We start from the raw sequence: 20,167 nt of genomic DNA, 5'->3' as shown, positions 1-20,167 counted from the left end.
TTAGTGCTTTTGTGATTAATATTTTTTTACATTGGTATAGTATAAACTAATACTATATCATTCATGGAGAAAACTACTTTATTAAAAATGAATCACTGGCAAAAAGTATGGGGGCAGAAATGGAACGCCTGCTATTTGCTGGTAATGGCTTTCCTTATCGGACAGTCAATGACAGCACAAACAGTGCTGATTAATCCCGCTGCAGAAGGTGGATTTGAAAACGGAACAACATTTGCCAGTAACGGATGGACACAGGTTGACGATACTACTAATAAATGGGCTTTAGGAACAGTTCCAGGGTGGTTTTCGGGGTCAAGAGGTGCTTATGTTTCCAATGATTCCGGAACAACATGGGGTTATAATGCGGGAGCAACCAGCCGATCGCACTTTTACAGAGATGTGGCTTTCCCGGCCGGCGCTACTGCAGTTAATTTAGCTTTTGACTGGAGAGGTAACGGAAACGACGGTAACTATGATAACCTGATGGTGTATGTAATGGATACCAGTATTACACCATCTAATGTTGGTCCTACAACAACAAATACAACAACAACCGGTTGGACGGGCTATACTAATGGCACTACAGGCTATTATTTATTACAGCGTAGCGGCACATCGGCTCCCACAACAACTACTGCGGTAACCTATACCTTTACAACGGCACAATTAAATTATGTTTCCGGCAAAACAAAACGGCTGGTATTTGTCTGGAAAAATGATGGTTCAGACGGGGTGAATCCACCGGCTTCTTTAGACAATATCTCTTTAACAGCTACGGTACCAAGCTGTATTGCGCCTACAGCGGTTACTGTTGCAGGTATTACAAAAAATGCAGCAACTATTTCATGGACTGCTCCTGCATCAGCTCCTGCAAGCGGATACGAATATGAGATCAGAACGAGTGGTGCAGCCGGAAGTGGTGCAACAGGTCTAACAACGTCAGGAACTACAGCAGCCGGAATTGTTACTAAAAACGTAACTGGCTTGGCAGCTTCAACAACATATTCGTTATATGTCCGCTCCAACTGCGGTAGCGGCGATTTTAGTGCATGGACCAGTGTAACAAGTTTTGTGACAGCCTGTGATTATGCCGATATTACCGGAACCACACCGGGCAGTGTTTGCGGTAACGGTTCTGCAACTTTGGCAGCAACGGCAACCGGCGGAACCCTTAGCTGGTATGCAGCAGCAACCGGCGGAACGGCATTAGGAACCGGAGCTACATTTGCAACACCGGTAATTTCAACAACAACCTCTTACTGGGTTGAGGCAGGAGTGCCGGGAGTAGCATCACTGGGACCTCTTTCGCCAACAGCACAGGGTGGAACGATAGGAACACAAACAGTAGAATGGAACGTTAACTTCACAGTTACACAAAATACAACCTTAACATCTGTAGATGTTTTCCCGGTAACGTCAGGACAAACAGCAGCTATTATTGTTAGAAACGGTTCGGGTACTGTAATTGCTACTTATCCGTACACCACAAATGTATCCGGTGGTGCAACAGCACAAACCGTTATATTAAACCATGCGTTAACACCGGGAAGTTACCAATTGTATCCAACCTTGCCATCGGCTGGTTTATCAAGAAATACTACCGGAGCGGTTTATCCTTACACCTCTTCTGTAGCAAACATTACCGGAAACGGGTATGATGCAAATTACTATATGGGCTTCTATAACTGGGTGTTCCAGGCATCATGTGTTTCTCCAAGAACAGAAGTTGTGGCTACGGTAACAACGCCACCGGCATTTACATTAAGTACAAACAGTACAACAGCTGTTTGTAGCGGGCAGGCTGCTGCTGCGGTAACTATCGCAACAGGAGCGGCAAATTATGATACTTTCGTTTGGTCACCGGCAACAGGTGTTACCGGAAATGCAGCTAACGGATGGGTATTTAATCCAACGGCTACCACAACCTATACCTTAACAGCGTCACAATCGGCAGGTGCTTGTGCTACTACAGCTAGTGTAGTAGTTAACATTAACCCGCTACCGGTTGTTACGGTTTCTGCAGCAAACCCAACCGTTTGCGAGGGCGCTTCCACAACATTAACGGCACTTACAAGCGTTATTGGTCCGGGAACTGTTGCTATCGGAACAGGAACAACCTTAACATCGGCAACAAACCAGCCAACAGCTTTTTGTAACCGTTTTGATCAATACTGGAACCAAACGGTTTATACCGCTGCAGAACTTACGGCTGCCGGATTAAAAGCAGGAAATATCACTTCGATCGCTTATAACATTACCACATTAGGGGATGCCGCTAATGTTACGAATTTCACAATCAGAATCGGAACTACGACTAACAGTGCGTTAACAGCGTTTACAACAACAGGATTAAACCTTGTGTACGGACCGGCTACCTATGCTCATGCAATAGGAGTAAATACCATCACATTTGCAACACCTTATGTTTGGGACGGTGTATCGAACATTATTCTAGATATAAGACAGGATGGAGTAGATGCTACTAATAATGCGGTAACCTATTATACGGCTACTACCGGAAACATGACTATTTCGGCTGTTTCATCAACACCGTCTTCTACTACCGTATTGTCTACAACAAACCCGGCAGGAACAGTATCTACACAACGTTTGAATGTAGTATTCGGAGGCCAGGTTGTAACAACAGGAGCAGGAACTTTAGACTGGACCTGGACACCGGGTAACTTAACCGGAAGTACAGTAACAGTATCGCCAACAACAGCGACTACCTACACTGTTAGAGGAACAAACGCAACTACCGGCTGTTATACAGAAGCTACGGTAACGGTAAACGTAACGTCTACACTGGCACCAACAGGAAACAGTACGCAGACTATCAATGCCAACACGGCAGCTGATGCAACAATTGAAGACATCGTTGTAACGGGAACGGCTGTAGTTTGGTATGCAACCTCGGCTGATGCATTGGCAAATACAAACCCGATCGCTGCCGGAACACAATTAGTAAGCGGAACAACCTATTATGCAATGCAGACTGTTAACGGATGTAGAAGTGTTAGCCCGTTAGCGGTAACTGTAACCGTAACATTAGGTGCCTCTTCATTTGAGATCGTAGGATTGAAATACTATCCAAACCCTGTAGTAGATGTGTTTACAGTAACCTATACAGATGCTATCACATCGGTTGAGATATTTAACTTAATTGGTCAGCGGGTAATTGCTGAAAAACCAAATACAAATACAGCCCTTATTGATATGAGTGTGCTGCCAGCTGGAGCTTATATTTTACAAGTAAAAGCGAATGGTCAATCACAATCCATTAAAGTGATTAAAAAATAAGTTTTTTGATTTTAGGAAAAGCCGCTCATTTGAGCGGCTTTTTTTATTTTATAGAATGCTAAAAGTTAATTATAATAACACGCGCTATTATTTTGTTATAATACTCATTTTCAGCTGTTAAAGTTCTGTTTTGTAATGGTTTGCGGTTTTTTAATGGTTATATTAGTTATGATATAAACCATTTAAAATTTTTATTTATGAAGAAAACTATTTTATTAAAAGAGAATTGCGGGCAAAGAGTATGGAGACTGAAATGGACTGCCTGCTGTTTATTTTTAATGGCTTTCCTTCTCGGACAGCCAATGAATGCGCAAACGGTATTGATTAATCCCAATGTAGAGGGTGGATTTGAAGACGGAACAACATTTGCCAGTAATGGATGGACACAAGTTGATGATACAAACAATAGATGGGTTTTAGGAACAGCACCGGGATGGTTTTCGGGAGCAAGAGGCGCTTATGTTTCCAATGATTCCGGAGTAACATGGGGTTATAGTACAACAGAATTCAGCCGGTCTCACTTTTACAGAGATGTGGCTTTTCCGGCTGGTGTTGCAGCTGTTGATTTAGCTTTTGACTGGAGAGCTAACGGAAGCGACGGTAACTGGGATAACCTGCTGGTGTATATAATGGATACCAGCATTACACCATCTACTGCCGGTCCGACCTCAACCAATACAACCAATACAAATTGGACGGGCTATACAAATGGCACTACAGGCTATTTTTTATTACAGCGTAACGGGACGACAGTTCCCACGACAACTACGGCCGTGACTTATACCTTTACAGCGGCACAATTGAACTATGTTTCCGGAAAAACAAAACGGCTGGTATTTGTTTGGAAAAACGATGGTTCGGGCGGTGCAAATCCGCCGGCTTCGTTAGATAATATCTCTTTAACAGCGATGGTGCCAAGTTGTGTTCCGCCTACAGATGTTACTGTTGCAGGCATTACAAAAAGTGCAGCGACCATTTCATGGACGGCTTCTGCATCCATTCCGGCAAGCGGATATGAATATGAGATCAGGACAAGCGGTGCAGCCGGAAGCGGTGCAACAGGTCTTACGACTTCTGGTACTACAGCTGCCGGAATTGTTGCTAAAAACGTAACAGGCTTGGCAGCTTCAACAACATATTCGTTATATGTCCGCTCCAATTGCGGTGGCGGCGATTTTAGTGCATGGAGCAGTGTGACAAGCCTTATAACAGCTTGTGATTATGCCGATATTACCGGAACCACACCGGGCAGTGTCTGTGGTAACGGTTCTGCAACTTTGGGCGCAACGGCAACCGGCGGAATCCTTAGCTGGTATGCCGCAGCAACCGGTGGAGTGGCATTAGGAACCGGAGCGACATTTGCAACACCGGTAATTTCAGCAACAACTTCTTACTGGGTTGAGGCAGGAGTGCCGGGAGTAACATCGCTGGGACCTCTTTCACCAACAGCACAGGGAGGAACGATAGGAACACAAACAGTGGACTGGGATGTGAGCTTCACGGTTCTGGAAAATACAACCTTAACATCTGTAGATGTTTTCCCGATAACGTCAGGACAAACAGCGGCTATTATTGTAAGAAACGGTGCCGGTACTGTAATTGCCACTTATCCGTACACCACAAATGTATCCGGTGGTGCCACCCCGCAAACCATTACATTAAACCATGTGTTAACACCGGGTAACTATCAGTTGTATCCAGCCATGCCGTCGTCTGGTTTATCAAGAAATACTACCGGAGCGGTTTATCCTTACACCTCTTCTGTAGCAAACATTACCGGAAACGGTTATAATGCAAATTACTATATGGGCTTCTATAACTGGGTGTTCCAGGCAACATGCGCTTCTCCAAGAACAGAAGTGGTGGCTACGGTAACAACGCCACCGGCATTTACATTAAGTACAAACAGTACAACAGCGGTTTGCAGCGGTCAGTCCGGCAGTGCGGTAACAATTGCTACAGGAGCAGCAAATTATGATACTTTCGTTTGGTCACCGGCAACAGGCGTTACCGGAAATGCAGCCAGCGGATGGGTATTTAATCCGGCAGCTACCACAACGTATACCTTAACAGCTTCACAATCGGCAGGTGTTTGTGCGATAGCGACAAATGTAGTGGTAAACATCAATCCGCTGCCGGTTGTTACGGCTTCTGCCGCAAACCCAACAGTTTGCCAGGGGACTTCTACAACGCTAACGGCACTTACAAGTGTTATTGGTCCGGGAACTGCTGCCATCGGAACAGGGACAACAACCTTAACATCGGCAACAACCCAACCGACAGCTTTCTGTAACCGTTGGTCGCAATACTGGAATCAAACGGTTTATACCGCAGCAGAGCTTACGGCTGCCGGATTAAGAGCCGGTAACATCACCTCAATTGCTTATATCATTACCACTCTGGGTGATGCGGCTAATGTTACGAATTTTACAATCAGAATCGGAACAACAGCTAACAGTACATTAACCGGATTTACAACAACAGGATTAAACCTTGTGTACGGACCGGCTACCTATGCCCATACTATAGGTGTAAATACCATCACATTTGCAACGCCTTATGCCTGGGACGGCGTATCGAATATTATCGTAGATGTAAGGCAGGATGGGGCAAATTTGACAAATAATGCCATAACCTATTATACGGCAACTACCGGAAATAAAACGGCTTCAGCTGTTACGTCAACATTACCGACAACTTTTATATTGGCGGAAACGAATCCTTCTGCTGCTTTATCCGTACAACGCCTGAATGTGATATTCGGAGGCCAGGTTGTGACAACAGGAGCGGGAACTTTAGACTGGACCTGGACACCGGGTAACCTAACCGGAAGTACAGTAACGGTATCGCCAACAACGGCGACTACCTATACTGTTAGAGGAACAAACACGGCTACCGGCTGTTATACAGAAGCTACGGTAATGGTAAATGTAACGACTACACCGCCGCCAACAGGAAACAGTACGCAGACTATTAATGTGAATACGGCTGCTGAGGCAACAATTGAAGACCTCGTTGTAACGGGAACGGCTGTAGTTTGGTACCCGACGGCTGCCGATGCACTGGCAAATACCAACCCGATCGCGGCCGGAACACAATTGGTAAGCGGAACAACTTATTATGCGGTTCAGACAGTTGGCGGATGCAGAAGTGTGAGCCCTTTGGCGGTGACAGTAACGGTAACATTAGGGACTTCTTTATTTGAAATTACAGGTTTGAAATACTATCCGAATCCGGTAGCAGCTGTGTTTACAGTAACCTATACAGACGCGATTGCCTCGGTTGAGGTGTTCAATTTGATTGGTCAGCGGGTGATTGCCGAAAAACCGGCTACCAATACAGTACTTTTAGATATGAGTGTTTTGCCCGCAGGCGCCTATATTGTACAGGTAAAAGCTAATGGTCAGTCACAAGCCATTAAAGTGGTTAAGAAATAAATTTTTTTGATTTTAAGAAAAAGCCTCTCTTCGGAGAGGTTTTTTTATGGAAATAATTAAAACCGGTGCTTAACGCAATGATAACCTTATGAATAGTATATGATAATGTGATAAACAAAGGTGGTGATGTACTGGTCGTTATTTTTGTAACGCTCAAATTGAAAAGAACAAAAGAGCTAAAAACAGAATACGTTTAATGGATTTAAGAACATTATATCAACTAAAAGCGCCGGCTTTTTCCAGGATTTTCGGAGTATTGTTTCTCTTGATACTCGGTTTTACAGATAGTTATGGACAAAGTATTTTTAGTAATCCCATTACCGGCACCAATCCCAATACGGCAAACCCTTATACTGCCGGACAGCTTGTAAACCCGAATATAACCGTTTCCGGTATCGGAAGAGGATCTGGGATCACCGGAAGTAATACCAACAACAGGTATAATGCCACCGGATGGAATATAGGATCATTAGGAGCAACTCAGTATTTCGAATTTGTCTTAACGCCATCTGCCGGGTATGCCATCAACTTTACAAGCTTTGAATATACCGGACAGGCATCCGGCACAGGACCAACTTCTTTTGCATTCCGGTCTTCTGTCGATTCTTTTACCGGTAATATCGGTACGGCAACGGTAAGCGGAACAACAATAAGCCTTTCCGGTGCTGCTTTCCAGAATATCACCCAGGCAATACGATTCAGGATATATGCATGGGGAGCATCCGGCGGAACCGGAACATTCAGTATCAACGATTTTACGTTTAACGGACAGGTGGTTGCTGCCTGTACGCAGCCTGTGATTACAAGTTTTCTGCCAGCGTCAGCTCCGGTCAATACACTGGTGAAGATCAATGGGAATGGCTTCCTGAACGGTTCCGGAACCACTTCGGTTAAATTCAACGGTGTTCCGGCAGCGTCATTTACGGTTATATCCAATACGTTAATTGAAGCGGTTATTCCGGTAGGAGCAACAACAGGAGCGGTAACCATTACAACAAATAACTGTACGGGTACTTCGGCAGCTTCTTATACGATACTATCCTCAAATTGTAGTACGCTTTACGCGGATTTGTTTATCTCGGAACTTTATGATGCCCAGGTTGGAGATGGAGGCGTAATAGAATTGTATAACGGAACCGGGGCAACAATTAATATGACCCAGTATTCCATTTTGAGATATGGAAATATTGGCGATGCTGCACCTTCCTATACAATACCGCTTACCGGAACACTGGCATCGGGCAGTGTTTACCTTATCCGGATAGGAAACGATGCCCCGGTATGTACCTTTACGCCAAACATGACTTACAATACCGGTTTTAATGCCAATGATGCATTCGAACTGGTAAAAAATACAACGGTAATTGATGTGGTCAATGCACCCAATAATGCCGGTTACTCGGTAATCAGGCTCAATACGGTTCCGGCACCCAATAGTACTTTTGTGGACAGCGAATGGAATACTTCTTCTTCGGAAAGCTGTGCCGACATTGGCTTGCAAAATTATAACAACTCCACAACCACGGTGATTGCGCCGCAACCGGTTAATGCCATTATCTGCGAAAATCAGACAGCATCCTTTACGGTGGGTGTCAGCAATCCGGCAGGAGTGACCTATCAGTGGAAAATACTGAACAGTTCCGGAAACTGGGTAAATGTGACCAATTCGGCTACCTATTCCGGGGCAACAACGGCGACACTTACCGTGAATAACGTACCGATAAGCTTCAACGGGAACCAGTATTATTGCTTTGTAAATATTTCAGGCTGCCAGGAAAGCTCGCATGCCGCTATGCTTACGGTGAAAACAAAACCGGTCACAGCGGGAATTTATTTTAATTAAAAAATTACTAAATAGAAAACATGAAACAGCATTATTTAAAAAATTTAATTTTCACACTTGTGTTGTTGGCATCCCTGGGAGGCTATGCGCAACAGACAATATGTGTGGGTGCGGTTAAAAACTATAGCGTGAATACTCCGGGTTCCGGTCCGGCAGGTTCTACCTACAGCTGGGTGGTAACACCCAATACTTTTGCGGGTACCATTACCGGAACGCCCGGTGTAAATGCAAACAGTATTACCATTAACTGGGGAACAACGCCGGCAGGGGTGTATACCTTGCAGGTAACGGAAACCAATGCGGCCGGATGTCCGGGAACACCGGTTGACGTAACGGTTACCATTGAAAATATTCCGGTTAACCCGACGGTAACAACGGTTCAGCCTACCTGTGCTGTGGGAACGGGTAGCATTACCGTAACCACTCCTGTAGGAACAGGACTTACCTATAGCATTGACGGAACGAACTATCAGGCGGGTACAGGATTTAACAACCTGGCGCCGGGAACCTATAATGTAACGGTTAAAAATGCAGCAGGCTGTATTTCCGGAATAACTCCGGTTACAATTAACGCACAACCGGCATTACCGGCAGCACCTACCGCAACATTAACACAGCCTACCTGTGCCGTTGCCACAGGAACCATTACAGTTACTGCTCCGGTAGGAACAGGTTATGAATACAGCATTGACGGAACGAATTATCAAACGGGTGTAGCCTTTAATAATGTGGCACCGGGATCGTATAATCTAACTGTAAAAAATCCGGCAGGATGTATCTCCAGCCCTATGGCAATAACGATTAACGCACAGCCGGCCGCGCCAACGGCACCAACGGTAACACCAACGCAGCCTACCTGTGCCCAGGCGTTGGGAGCCATACAGGTAACAGCACCGTTAGGAGCAGGACTTACGTATAGTATTGACGGGGTTAATTACCAGGCCGGTACAACTTTTAATAACCTGACGCCGGGCAATTATAATGTAACCGTTCAAAGTGCAGGAGGATGTACTTCGGGAGCAACCGCGGTAACCATAAACCCGCAGCCTGCAGCGCCAACAACATCGGCTATTATTTTTAATTAAAGAGAAACAGCGATAAGCAACGGCTTAAAGCCGGAGTGAATAAAGAAAATAATGAGTAAAAGTACAGATACAAATAGTATATACGCAACTAAAGAAGAGGCAATAAAGTATTCGAAAATGCAGCGGTATTTTAGAATGCTAACAGGACTTCTGCTCTTAAGTACCGGGTTTGTCAGCTACGGCCAGCAATCGATCTGCTACGGAACCGCGACTTCGGTTTATAAGGTGGATGCTTTAGAAAACGGCGGTTTGGGAACTATAGGCTCTGTTTATGTATGGACTGTTTTAAATACCGGATTTTCAGGAACCATAGGGTATGTAAATCCGCCCAGTACAAACCAGGTAACGGTTAACTGGGGCAATACGCCGCCCGGAACCTATACCATTCAGGTTCAGGAAAAAGACGCTGTTTCCGGCTGTCTGGGACCGGTACAGCAGTTAACAGTTGACCTGAAAAGTGCTCCGCAGCCCAATTTAGCAGATACTGTTGCCTGTGTTAATCCGGTTACGGGCGTTTTAGTAGATCCGGTTCTTTTAAATTCCGGAGTTCCGCAGGCAGGGAATACCTTTTTATGGACATTAAATAACGTGCCGTTATCCGGGAATTCCAATACCCTTGTGGCAACACAGCCCGGAAATTATGCGGTAACGGTTACCCATACGGCTACCGGCTGTTCCGGTACTGATACGGCTACCATTGGAGTGTCTTCGGTTGCCGTTGCTTATGCGGTTGTAAAAGAAGCGTTTGAGCTGTATCAGGCAATTACGGTTACGGTTACACAGGGATCCGGCGATTATGAATACCAGTTAAATGACGGTCCTTTTCAGAGTGAGCCTGTTTTTTATGTGAACAAATCAGGATCATATACGATAAATGTAAGGGATACCAAAGGGTGCGGTGAGGTGCCACTCAAAGTAAATGTGCTGAATTATCCCCGGTATTTTACGCCAAACGGCGATTCCTACCACGATACCTGGAATATTACCGGTTTGCCAAATCCGGAAAAAGCAAAGATTACGATATTTGACCGCTATGGTAAAGTAATTAAACAAATTTCGCCCAAAGGAAGAGGCTGGGACGGAACCTATAACGGAAACCCGTTACCGTCTACCGATTATTGGTTTGTGCTGGATTATTATGAAGATGGAGTGCAAAAAGAATTCAAAGCCCATTTCAGTATGAAACGATAATTTACGTTTATAACCATAAATTATACCCTGTTACGTTGACAATATTGTTAGTGTAACAGGGTGTTTTGATTTTTAAATGTTAAAAAAGGGTGCAATGTTAAAATTAAATTAAATGTTATTCACTTGTTATCGTGTGTATTGTGAATTTTTATCGACGAAAAGTGTTAAAAAATTAATAAAATGTATTTCTATTGTTAATTAATGAAATAGTAACATACGCAATGTAAAAATTTGAAACATCTTTATACCTTTGGAGGCTCAAAAAAACAAATATTTATGAAACAAAAATTACATTATCATTTGCCTAAGTGTCTGATGTTGCTCATCATATGCTTATTGAGTGTAAACTCGTGGGGGCAAACAACGATCTTTAGCGTTTCGGGAGGCGGAGCTTTCCCGTCCGGATGGACAAGTGCAAATAATGTGCCTACAAATGACATTGATAAATCAAGTTATTATTTATTAGATGCCGGTAATCCAAGTGACGTAATCACAACAAGCAGTTATAATTTATCCAGCTACACAAGTGCTGTGTTTACTATAAATGTAGCTACTTTTGATACGGGAACGGCAAATCCTGGAAAGATAGAAATATCCTATAATGGAGGAACTACTTTTACACAAACAACTACAACGACTACACCTTCAAATTCTACTTATGTAGGATCGACTATAAATTTAAACTCTGTAAGTAGTCAGGTTGTTATAAGAATTTCAAATAATGGAACTTCTGGTCGTGGAATAAGAGTACAGGCTATTAAATTAGTAGCATCAGGTACTGCTACTGTTCCTGCTATAACAGCTACACCAAGTACTGTCCCAGGTTTTGGAAATGTTAATGTAGGAACAAATTCAGCAAACAGTACTGTAACAATTTCCGGAGCAAACCTGACAGGAGATATTATGGTTAATGCACCGTCTGCAGATTTTCAGATAAGTAAAGACCAGTCAGCCTGGTCAGCATCAGTATCGTTAACGCCAACTTCTGGAACAATAACGAGCGTACCGGTGTATGTTAGATTTACTCCGCAATCTGTTGGGGCTAAATCCGGTAATATTACTTTTTCAGGTGGTGGTGTTTCTTCGTCTCCAACTGTAGCTGTTTCCGGAACGGGAACATTACAGACGCCTGTGACAACTGCAGCTACAACGGTACAACAGTTGCAATTTAATGCAAACTGGGGAACTGTTGCAGGAGCTTCAGGATATCGTCTTGACGTAAGTGAACATGCAAGTTTTGGAATTGATACACCATCAAGTGTATTGGAAGAATTCGAAACAGGGCTTAGTACTTCCGGATATGGAACAGGTACGACTTCATTGGCTTCCGGAAACTGGGAAGTAGAAGATGTTATCAGAGCTGCGGCCAATCAGTCTGTGTCAGGATATGGAGCACAACTTAGAGCGAGTACTGGAAAAATGACCACGCCAAGTTTTGCTAAAATAAGCACAATTACATTTTCAGCTAAAAGAGGAGCTTCTGCAACGACATTACAGGTTAGCAAAATTGTAAACGGGGTAACGACATTGCTTCAAACAATTAACTTGACAACATCACATAGCGATTATACCGTAAATGTCAATGAAACCGCTTCCGATGTTAAGATTTTGCTTGCAAATGGAGGAGGTAACCTGGTTTATGTAGATGAACTTACAATCAATTATACAGGATCAACACCGTCTTTTGTTACCGGGTATAACGACAGAAATGTTGGTAATGTAACAACTTATGCAGTAACAGGATTAAATCCGAATACCGCTTACTATTACAGAGTGCGTGCAACAGCTACAGCTACTACTTCATCAAACTCAAATGTAACAGCAGTAACAACAAAACTAAGTACAGTAACCTGGAACGGAACGGCATGGTCTAACGTAACTGGACCGGATGCGACTATTGAAGCAGTTATTGCCGGAGCCTACAACACCAATACAAACGGTGCGTTTACCACTAAAAAATTAACATTAAATTCAGGATCATTTACATTGGCATCCGGTACAAACCTTACTGTTGTAAATGAAGTAGTGAATAATATGACAGCAGCTGATTTTGTGATCCAGAACAATGCAAACTTAATTCAGACAAATGCTGTTGCCAATACCGGAGCAGTAACCCTGCATAGAAATTCAGCGCCAATTGTACGTTTGGATCATACTTTATGGTCTTCACCGGTAGAAGCACAAAATCTTTTCGGATTCTCTCCAAATACACTGACAAACCGTTTTTATACGTATCAAACGAGTACGAATACTTATGTAAACACCGGATTAACGGCAGCAACAACTTTTGTTGTTGGTAAAGGTTTTGCAGTAAGAGCACCAAACAATTACCAGGCTTCACCGGCAGCTGCATGGGAAGGAACTTTTGTAGGGAAACCAAACAATGGTAATGTAACATTTACATTAGAAACTACAGGTACCGGATACAACATGGTGGGTAACCCTTATCCGTCTGTTATTGATGGAGCGACTTTTGTAAGTAACAATACAACGATCGACGGAACTTTATACTTCTATGCACATACTTTAACGATGAATGCTCAGGGACAATTCCCGGCAGGAACAAACTATGCAACATGGACTCCGGGCGTAGGAGGAGTAGCGGCTACAGCCGGAACTTCCGGTGTACCGGCGAATGTGCCAAACGGTAAAATTCAGGTTGGACAAGGATTTATAGTAAAATCATTGCCGGCAGGAGGAAATGTAACTTTTGCAAACACAATGCGTGCTGCTGAAAACGGGAACCAGTTCTTTAAAGTGAGCAGCGCTAACGCTACGCTTCCGGAAACAGAAAAACACAGAATGTGGCTTAACTTAACCAATGATGCCGGAACAGCTTTCAACCAGATTCTGGTTGCTTATGCAGAGGGCGCTACAGAAGGAGTAGACCGCGGTTATGACGGATTGGCATTCGGAACTACAGGAAGTACCTTATCGTCTAAAATTGCCGGAGCAGATTATACTATCCAGGGACGTTCTTTGCCTTTCAATGCAGAAGATGTTGTGGCTTTAGGATTTAAAGCGGCTACAGCAGGAAACTACAGCGTTACCTTATCGGCTATGGACGGAGTGTTCTTGGGAGCTCAGGATGTTTATTTAAAAGATAAAACAGCGGGAGTATTACACGACCTGAAAGCGGGTGCCTATGCATTTGCTTCAGCAGAGGGAACATTCGACAATCGTTTTGAAATCGTTTACAAAAACACTTTGGGAACGGTAGATACAACATTAGATGCTAATGCTGTTGTAGTATTCAAGCAAAATGCAGCTTTATATATCGAAACTAAAAATACGCAAATCAAAGACATTGCTATTTTTGATATCAGAGGCCGTTTGGTGTACCAGAAAGCAAATGTGAATGCTGGTTCTTTTGTGATTTCTGATTTAACTGCAGCGAATGAAGTATTATTGGTTCAGGTAAAATCGGAAGACAATAAAACAAAAACGGTTAAAGTAATTTATTAATAAAAAATACTTCGTGTAGTGTTGCGGCACTACACGAAAGTTGTACTATACATTAGGACTATGAAAAAGATATTAAAATACAGTTACGTCGTTATTTTTACACTATTGTTGGATGTGATGGCGTTTGCGGCAGAGGAGCCGGGTGATTTCGGTGATACTGACGATACAAATCCTACAGATACTCCGGTGCCAATTGACGGATATTTGTTATGGCTGACGATCATTGCAATAGCTTTTGCTTTTTTTGTGATCAACAGAAGAAGAGCAGCGCAATTGAATGAGTCGTCCTAAAATAGGTTGACAGATTTTAGAATAAAAATATATTAACCAGTCAGGTTTACCTGGCTGGTTTTTTCATGTATAAAATTAGGCGTTTTCATCATTAAACTCAAATGAGGTCTTTTAGCATTATACGTTTCTATCGCTGTTTTTATAAGCTTTCCTAAAGTCTGACCATCTTTGCATTTATAAAACAAGAATTCGTTTTTTAAAATTCCGTTTATTCTTTCAGCTAAAGCATTTTGATAACAATCATATCCGTCAGTCATAGAGGGTGTAATACCGTTTTTAGCTAATACTTCCTGATAAATTTTAGAACAATATTGTAATCCTCTATCGGAGTGATGTATCAGGGGTAATGTTGATTTCCTATTCTGTATAGCCATTTTTAATGCCTGTACCACATTTTCAGAACTCATATCATCACTCAGCTTATACCCCATTATTTTTCTGCTATAAGCATCAGTAACTAAAGACAGATAATGGGTTTTCCGGGATGATTTGACATAAGTGATGTCGCTTACATATACCTGTTCAGGACGTTTAATCTCACACTCTTTCAAAAGATTTTCGTACTTGTGTAGCCAATGTTTAGAATAGGTAGTTTTAGTGTAACTCTTCATTGGTTTAACAAGTAACTTCTCCCTTCTTAGATAACCAAATAAGGCATCACGACCTATCTTTACACCCTGTTGATCAAATTGCTTCGAAAGTAGGTAATATAGTTTACGTGTCCCTATACGTGGCATTTCCAATCGCAAAGAAAGAACCAGATGCTTTACTTTGAGTAACTCAGATTCCCGATCGAGGATTCTTTTTTGTTCCTGATATATAGCTTGCCTACTTATCCCAAACAATCGGCAACTTTTGGACAAACTTATTCCTGCTCCTTCCCGGAGTCGGAAGATGGTTTGGGAGAAAACTTTTTTCGGATCTGGGTTCCGTACTGACTATCAGAAATGTCGATCATCGTATTGAGAATCTTATTTCGAAGTTTCTCACCTGCCAGTTCTTTCTCTAATCGTTTAATAATCTGAGCCGGGGTTTCTTTAGATTTAGACATAAATAACAGATTTGGTTTACTCCAGTCTAAGTTACCATATTTTCGAAGCCAAACCAAAACAGTACTTCTGCCTTGGATACCGTAAACAGTTTGAGCCTGTTTATAGGTCATTTCGCCTTGTTCAACTCGGGAAACTACAGCTAATTTAAAAGCCATATTATAATCCTTTTGAGTACGCTTAACTCGCGTTGTTGTTGTGTCTTTCATAATAAGTCGATTTTGTGTCAACTTATTTCAGGACGGGACAGAAATAATAAAAAAGCCCGGTTATTTAACCGGGCTTTTTATTTTTTTAAGAATCATAAGTCGTCTTCCTGCATTTTTTGAAAACCAGGTAATAATAGCCTATTCCTATCGCGGCAAGGAGCAATAGTAATGCAAAATTATCTATTGGAACAGGCGGATCACTATCACCGGGAGGGTCATTTGGGCCTTCTTCTTCATTCGCTGTTATAAAAGAAGCAAAAGAATTTACATAAGAAAATAGTAAAATGACAACAAACCATTTTTTTTGATGTAATAAACGCATAAATTTTAGTTAAGAGGCGATAAAAATAAATAAATTAATGTTAATATATTGCGATTTTATGTCAATTTAATGATTGTAAAATGTAAAATTTTACGTGCGTATTGTTCAAAAAATAAAAAAGCGTAAACTTTTTTAGGGTTTACGCTTTTTTTATTGGTTTATCGGTAAGGTGTTAATCCATTTCCGAGGTGAAATGCAATTTAACCGTCGGGAACTTGCTTTGTGTCATCTGTATCGAGAAATCAGAATCGGCAAGGAATACCAACTGACCGTATTTGTCTTTTGCCAGGAACTTTTGCTTGATACGTTTAAATTCGGCGAACTCTTCGTTTTTAGTATCATCCGGTCTTACCCAGCAGGCTTTGAATGCCGGGAAATTTTCATAGGAACATTTAGCGCCATATTCGTGCTCCAGACGGTATTGGATAACTTCATACTGTAAGGCACCAACCGTTCCGATTACTTTACGGTTGTTCATTTCCAGAGTAAATAACTGGGCTACCCCTTCGTCCATAAGCTGGTCGATTCCTTTGTCAAGCTGTTTAGCCTTCATTGGATCGGCGTTGTTGATATAACGGAAATGCTCCGGAGAGAAACTCGGGATGCCTTTAAAGCTCATCAATTCTCCTTCTGTTAAAGTATCTCCGATCTTAAAGTTTCCGGTGTCGTGCAAGCCTACAATATCACCCGGATAGGAAATATCAACGATCTCTTTCTTCTCGGCAAAGAAAGCATTCGGACTTGAGAATTTCAGGTTTTTACCCAGACGAACGTGTAAATACGGTTTGTTTCTTTCGAATACGCCCGATACGATTTTAATAAAAGCCAGACGGTCACGGTGTTTCGGATCCATATTGGCGTGAATTTTAAAGACAAAACCGGAGAATTTATTCTCATCGGGTTTTACCTCCCGGGTATCGGAATCTTTTGGTCGCGGTGACGGTGCTATTTCAATAAAACAGTCCAGTAGCTCCCGAACCCCGAAATTATTTAAGGCCGAACCGAAAAATACAGGTTGCAGTTTTCCTTCCAGGTATTCGTTTCTGTCGAACGGCGGATAAACTTCATCAATTAATTCTAATTCTTCCCGTAATTTATTAGCCGGTTTTTCACCAATGATCTTTTCAAGTTCCGGATTGGCGATGTCCGAAAAAGCAATGGTTTCTTCAATATTTTTACGGCTGTCTCCTTCAAAAAGATTGATGTTCTTTTCCCAGATGTTATAGATACCTTTAAAATCATATCCCATACCGATAGGGAAACTCAAAGGAGTAACTTTTAAGCCTAATTTTTTCTCCACTTCATCCATTAAGTCAAAAGCGTCTTTACCTTCTCGATCCAGTTTGTTGATAAAAACAATCATCGGGATGTTACGCATACGGCACACTTCTACCAGTTTTTCCGTTTGCTCTTCCACACCTTTTGCCACGTCAACAACAACAATTACACTGTCAACAGCTGTTAGCGTACGGAAAGTATCTTCTGCGAAATCCTTGTGACCCGGAGTATCGAGAATGTTGATCTTTTTGTCCTTATAATTAAAAGCAAGTACAGAAGTGGCAACCGAAATCCCTCTCTGGCGTTCAATCTCCATAAAATCCGAAGTTGCTCCTTTCTTGATCTTGTTGCTTTTTACAGCCCCTGCTTCCTGAATAGCCCCTCCGAATAATAATAGTTTTTCCGTTAAGGTGGTTTTACCCGCATCGGGGTGGGAAATAATACCAAAGGTTCTTCTGCGTTGAATTTCTTTCTGAAAGCTCATTTTTAACAAAAATTAATGGCTGCAAAAGTAGCTATAATTTGTGAAAACTTCTTTTATAGCCAAAAAAATAAGAAGTTTAATATTACTTTATGCGACGATAATTTTTTGTTAATAGTAAAAAGCATAGTTGCATAATGTAATTGAATTGTTATTTTTGTTGATTGCTAATCAACTATTACCCCAGATCCTTGTTAAAGGACTGCCCGAAAAACAATAATTTTAAAGAAAATAAATATTTCAAAAGAATGAAATTAAAACATGTTCTGTTAGGTCTTTTTGTTGCTGCGAATACGTTCTCTTATGCGCAGGATAAAACAAAGAAAGTGCTTTTCAATATTGATAATCATCCTTTTTATACTGATGAATTTAGCAGAGTCTATAAAAAGAACCTTGATTTGGTAAAAGACGAATCACAAAAAGATTTGGATCAGTATCTGGATCTTTTTTTAGGTTACAAACTCAAAATTCAGAAAGCAAATAAATTAGGCCTGCAGAATGAAGCCAATTATATTGCAGAACTAAAATCGTATCGTACGCAATTGTCAAGAAACTATATGACAGATACGAAAGTTACCAAAGAACTGGTAGACGAAGCCTACAAGCGCTCGCTTAAAGAAATAAAAGCTTCCCATATCCTTATTAATGTTGACGAAAATGCGTCGCCTGCCGATACGCTAAAAGCCTACAACCAGGCTTTGGATATCCGTAAAAAAGCAATTGCCGGAGAAGACTTCGGAGATTTGGCAGCCCGTTTTTCACAGGATCCGTCTGCAAAAGACAACAAAGGAGATTTAGGCTATTTCTCTGTATTCAGAATGGTTTACCCTTTTGAAACTGCTGCTTACAAAACCAAAAAAGGAGAAATTTCAATGCCGGTTCGCACCCGTTTCGGATACCACCTGGTAAAAGTAAACGACATTCGGGACAACCGCGGTCAGGTAACGGTAGCTCACATTATGCTGATGAAAGCCGAAAACCCGATTGAAGGAGAAGCGGTTAAAAACACAATTGAAGATATCTACAAAAAAATAAAACAGGGTGAAAGCTTTGAAACCCTGGCGCAGCAATTCTCGCAGGATCGCTCTTCTGCCGGTAAAGGCGGACTTTTACAGCGTTTCGGTTCGGGAGAACTAAGCTCGGAAGCCTTCGAAAATGTGGCCTTCTCATTAAAAAACTCAGGCGATGTGTCCGAACCGTTCCAAAGTCAGTTCGGATGGCATATCGTAAAACTGATTGAAAAATTCCCGGTTCGTGACTTTGCAGACACGCAAACGGAATTTGAATCCAGAGTTCGTAAAGACGACCGATCCAAATTGATCGATGCTTCCCTGAATGATAAGCTGACCAAAAAATATGCTGTAGAGAAAAACGCAAAACTATATGCCAAAGCGGCAAAACTGGTTACCGATAAATTCTATACTCAGGAATGGGAAGTGCCGGCAGCTACAAAAGAACTGGAAGGAAATCTTTTGGTGATCAACAAAGAAAAAGGCATTACCGCGATGAACTTCCTGGAATTTGTCAATACACAGCAAAAAACCAAATGGGGTCTGAAACCAATCGGTAAAGTTGTAGACCAGTTATACGGTAAATTCATCCAGAACCAGTTGGTAGCGTATTATAACGACAATCTGGAAAAAGAAAATCCGGAGTTTGCCAATGTAATGGATGAGTACAGAGACGGATTGCTGTTGTTTGATTTAATGGAAAAAGAAATCTGGAACAAGGCAAAAACCGATACCCTTGGCTTAAAAGCATTCTACGAAAAGCATGTGGCTGATTACCAGTGGAACCCAAGAGTGGAAGCAAATGTATTCTCTTCAACAAAAGAAGAAGCCATTCAGCAGACTTTGAAATTCTTAAAAAAGAAAAAATCAATTGACTTCATCAAAGAGCAATTGAATAAAGACAATAAAGTTTCCATCATGGTAAAATCGGGTGTATTCGAAGAAGGAAGCGATGCTTTGCCGAAACACCAGAAACTGGAATTGGGACTTTCGGATGTTTTTAAAGACGGGAACTATTATTTTATCACCCAGGTAACGAAAAAACTGCCTAAAGGAGCAAAAACATTTGAAGAAACCAAAGGGAAGGTAATCAATGACTATCAGCAATATCTGGAAAGCAAATGGGTTGATGACCTGAAAAAAGAATTTACGATAAAAGTAAATAAAGATGTTTTCACGCAGGTGAAGCAGGAGTTGCAGCAATAA

The 20,167-nt window shown here is 41.9% G+C and carries 11 protein-coding genes; 8 read left to right on the top strand and 3 right to left on the bottom strand.

Features of this window, described 5'->3' with window-relative positions:
• Positions 1–87: 87 nt before the first annotated feature.
• From HW120_RS00145 to HW120_RS00115, 7 genes are all read left to right on the top strand, one after another.
• Entirely contained in the window at positions 88–3,300 is a 3,213-nt protein-coding gene (locus HW120_RS00145; protein WP_177729846.1) for an Ig-like domain-containing protein, read from the top strand.
• Between the two features lie 197 nt (positions 3,301–3,497).
• Positions 3,498–6,737 (top strand): Ig-like domain-containing protein, encoded by a 3,240-nt coding sequence (locus HW120_RS00140; RefSeq protein ID WP_177729844.1) that lies wholly within the window; start codon positions 3,498–3,500, stop codon positions 6,735–6,737.
• Between the two features lie 196 nt (positions 6,738–6,933).
• Entirely contained in the window at positions 6,934–8,580 is a 1,647-nt protein-coding gene (locus HW120_RS00135) for a lamin tail domain-containing protein (RefSeq protein WP_177729842.1), read from the top strand.
• A gap of 20 nt (positions 8,581–8,600) precedes the next feature.
• Complete coding sequence (locus tag HW120_RS00130; RefSeq protein ID WP_177729841.1) at positions 8,601–9,665, top strand: hypothetical protein; 1,065 nt, start codon at positions 8,601–8,603, stop codon at positions 9,663–9,665.
• 51 nt (positions 9,666–9,716) lie between these two features.
• The gene (locus tag HW120_RS00125) at positions 9,717–10,856 is read left to right on the top strand and encodes a T9SS type B sorting domain-containing protein (protein ID WP_177729838.1); all 1,140 of its coding nucleotides are present in this window, start codon (positions 9,717–9,719) and stop codon (positions 10,854–10,856) included.
• A 276-nt stretch (positions 10,857–11,132) separates the two neighbouring features.
• On the top strand, positions 11,133–14,321 hold the full coding sequence (locus HW120_RS00120) for a beta strand repeat-containing protein (protein ID WP_177729836.1): 3,189 nt from the start codon (positions 11,133–11,135) through the stop codon (positions 14,319–14,321).
• 60 nt (positions 14,322–14,381) lie between these two features.
• Positions 14,382–14,612 carry a hypothetical protein gene (locus HW120_RS00115; RefSeq protein WP_177729834.1) on the top strand — a complete coding sequence of 77 codons (231 nt, stop codon included), beginning with the start codon at positions 14,382–14,384 and terminating at the stop codon, positions 14,610–14,612.
• A 32-nt stretch (positions 14,613–14,644) separates the two neighbouring features.
• Here HW120_RS00115 and HW120_RS00110 read toward each other — a convergent pair.
• From HW120_RS00110 to HW120_RS00100, 3 genes are all read right to left on the bottom strand, one after another.
• A protein-coding gene (locus tag HW120_RS00110) for an IS3 family transposase (protein ID WP_394353016.1) occupies positions 14,645–15,870 on the bottom strand; the annotation gives its coding sequence in 2 pieces (ribosomal slippage) (positions 14,645–15,522 and positions 15,522–15,870; 1,227 coding nt in all).
• 85 nt (positions 15,871–15,955) lie between these two features.
• Positions 15,956–16,192, bottom strand: a complete 237-nt coding sequence (locus tag HW120_RS00105; RefSeq protein WP_177729830.1) for a hypothetical protein — start codon at positions 16,190–16,192, stop codon at positions 15,956–15,958.
• Between the two features lie 172 nt (positions 16,193–16,364).
• Positions 16,365–17,954, bottom strand: coding sequence for a peptide chain release factor 3 (locus HW120_RS00100; protein WP_177729828.1), 1,590 nt, complete (start codon positions 17,952–17,954; stop codon positions 16,365–16,367).
• Positions 17,955–18,199: 245 nt separating this feature from the next.
• Between HW120_RS00100 and HW120_RS00095 the strand changes: the two genes are divergently transcribed.
• Positions 18,200–20,167, top strand: coding sequence for a peptidylprolyl isomerase (locus HW120_RS00095; protein ID WP_177729826.1), 1,968 nt, complete (start codon positions 18,200–18,202; stop codon positions 20,165–20,167).

Source organism: Flavobacterium inviolabile (assembly GCF_013389455.1).
In the GTDB taxonomy this organism is placed as follows: domain Bacteria; phylum Bacteroidota; class Bacteroidia; order Flavobacteriales; family Flavobacteriaceae; genus Flavobacterium; species Flavobacterium inviolabile.
This window is presented reverse-complemented; position numbering and strand designations above follow the sequence as displayed.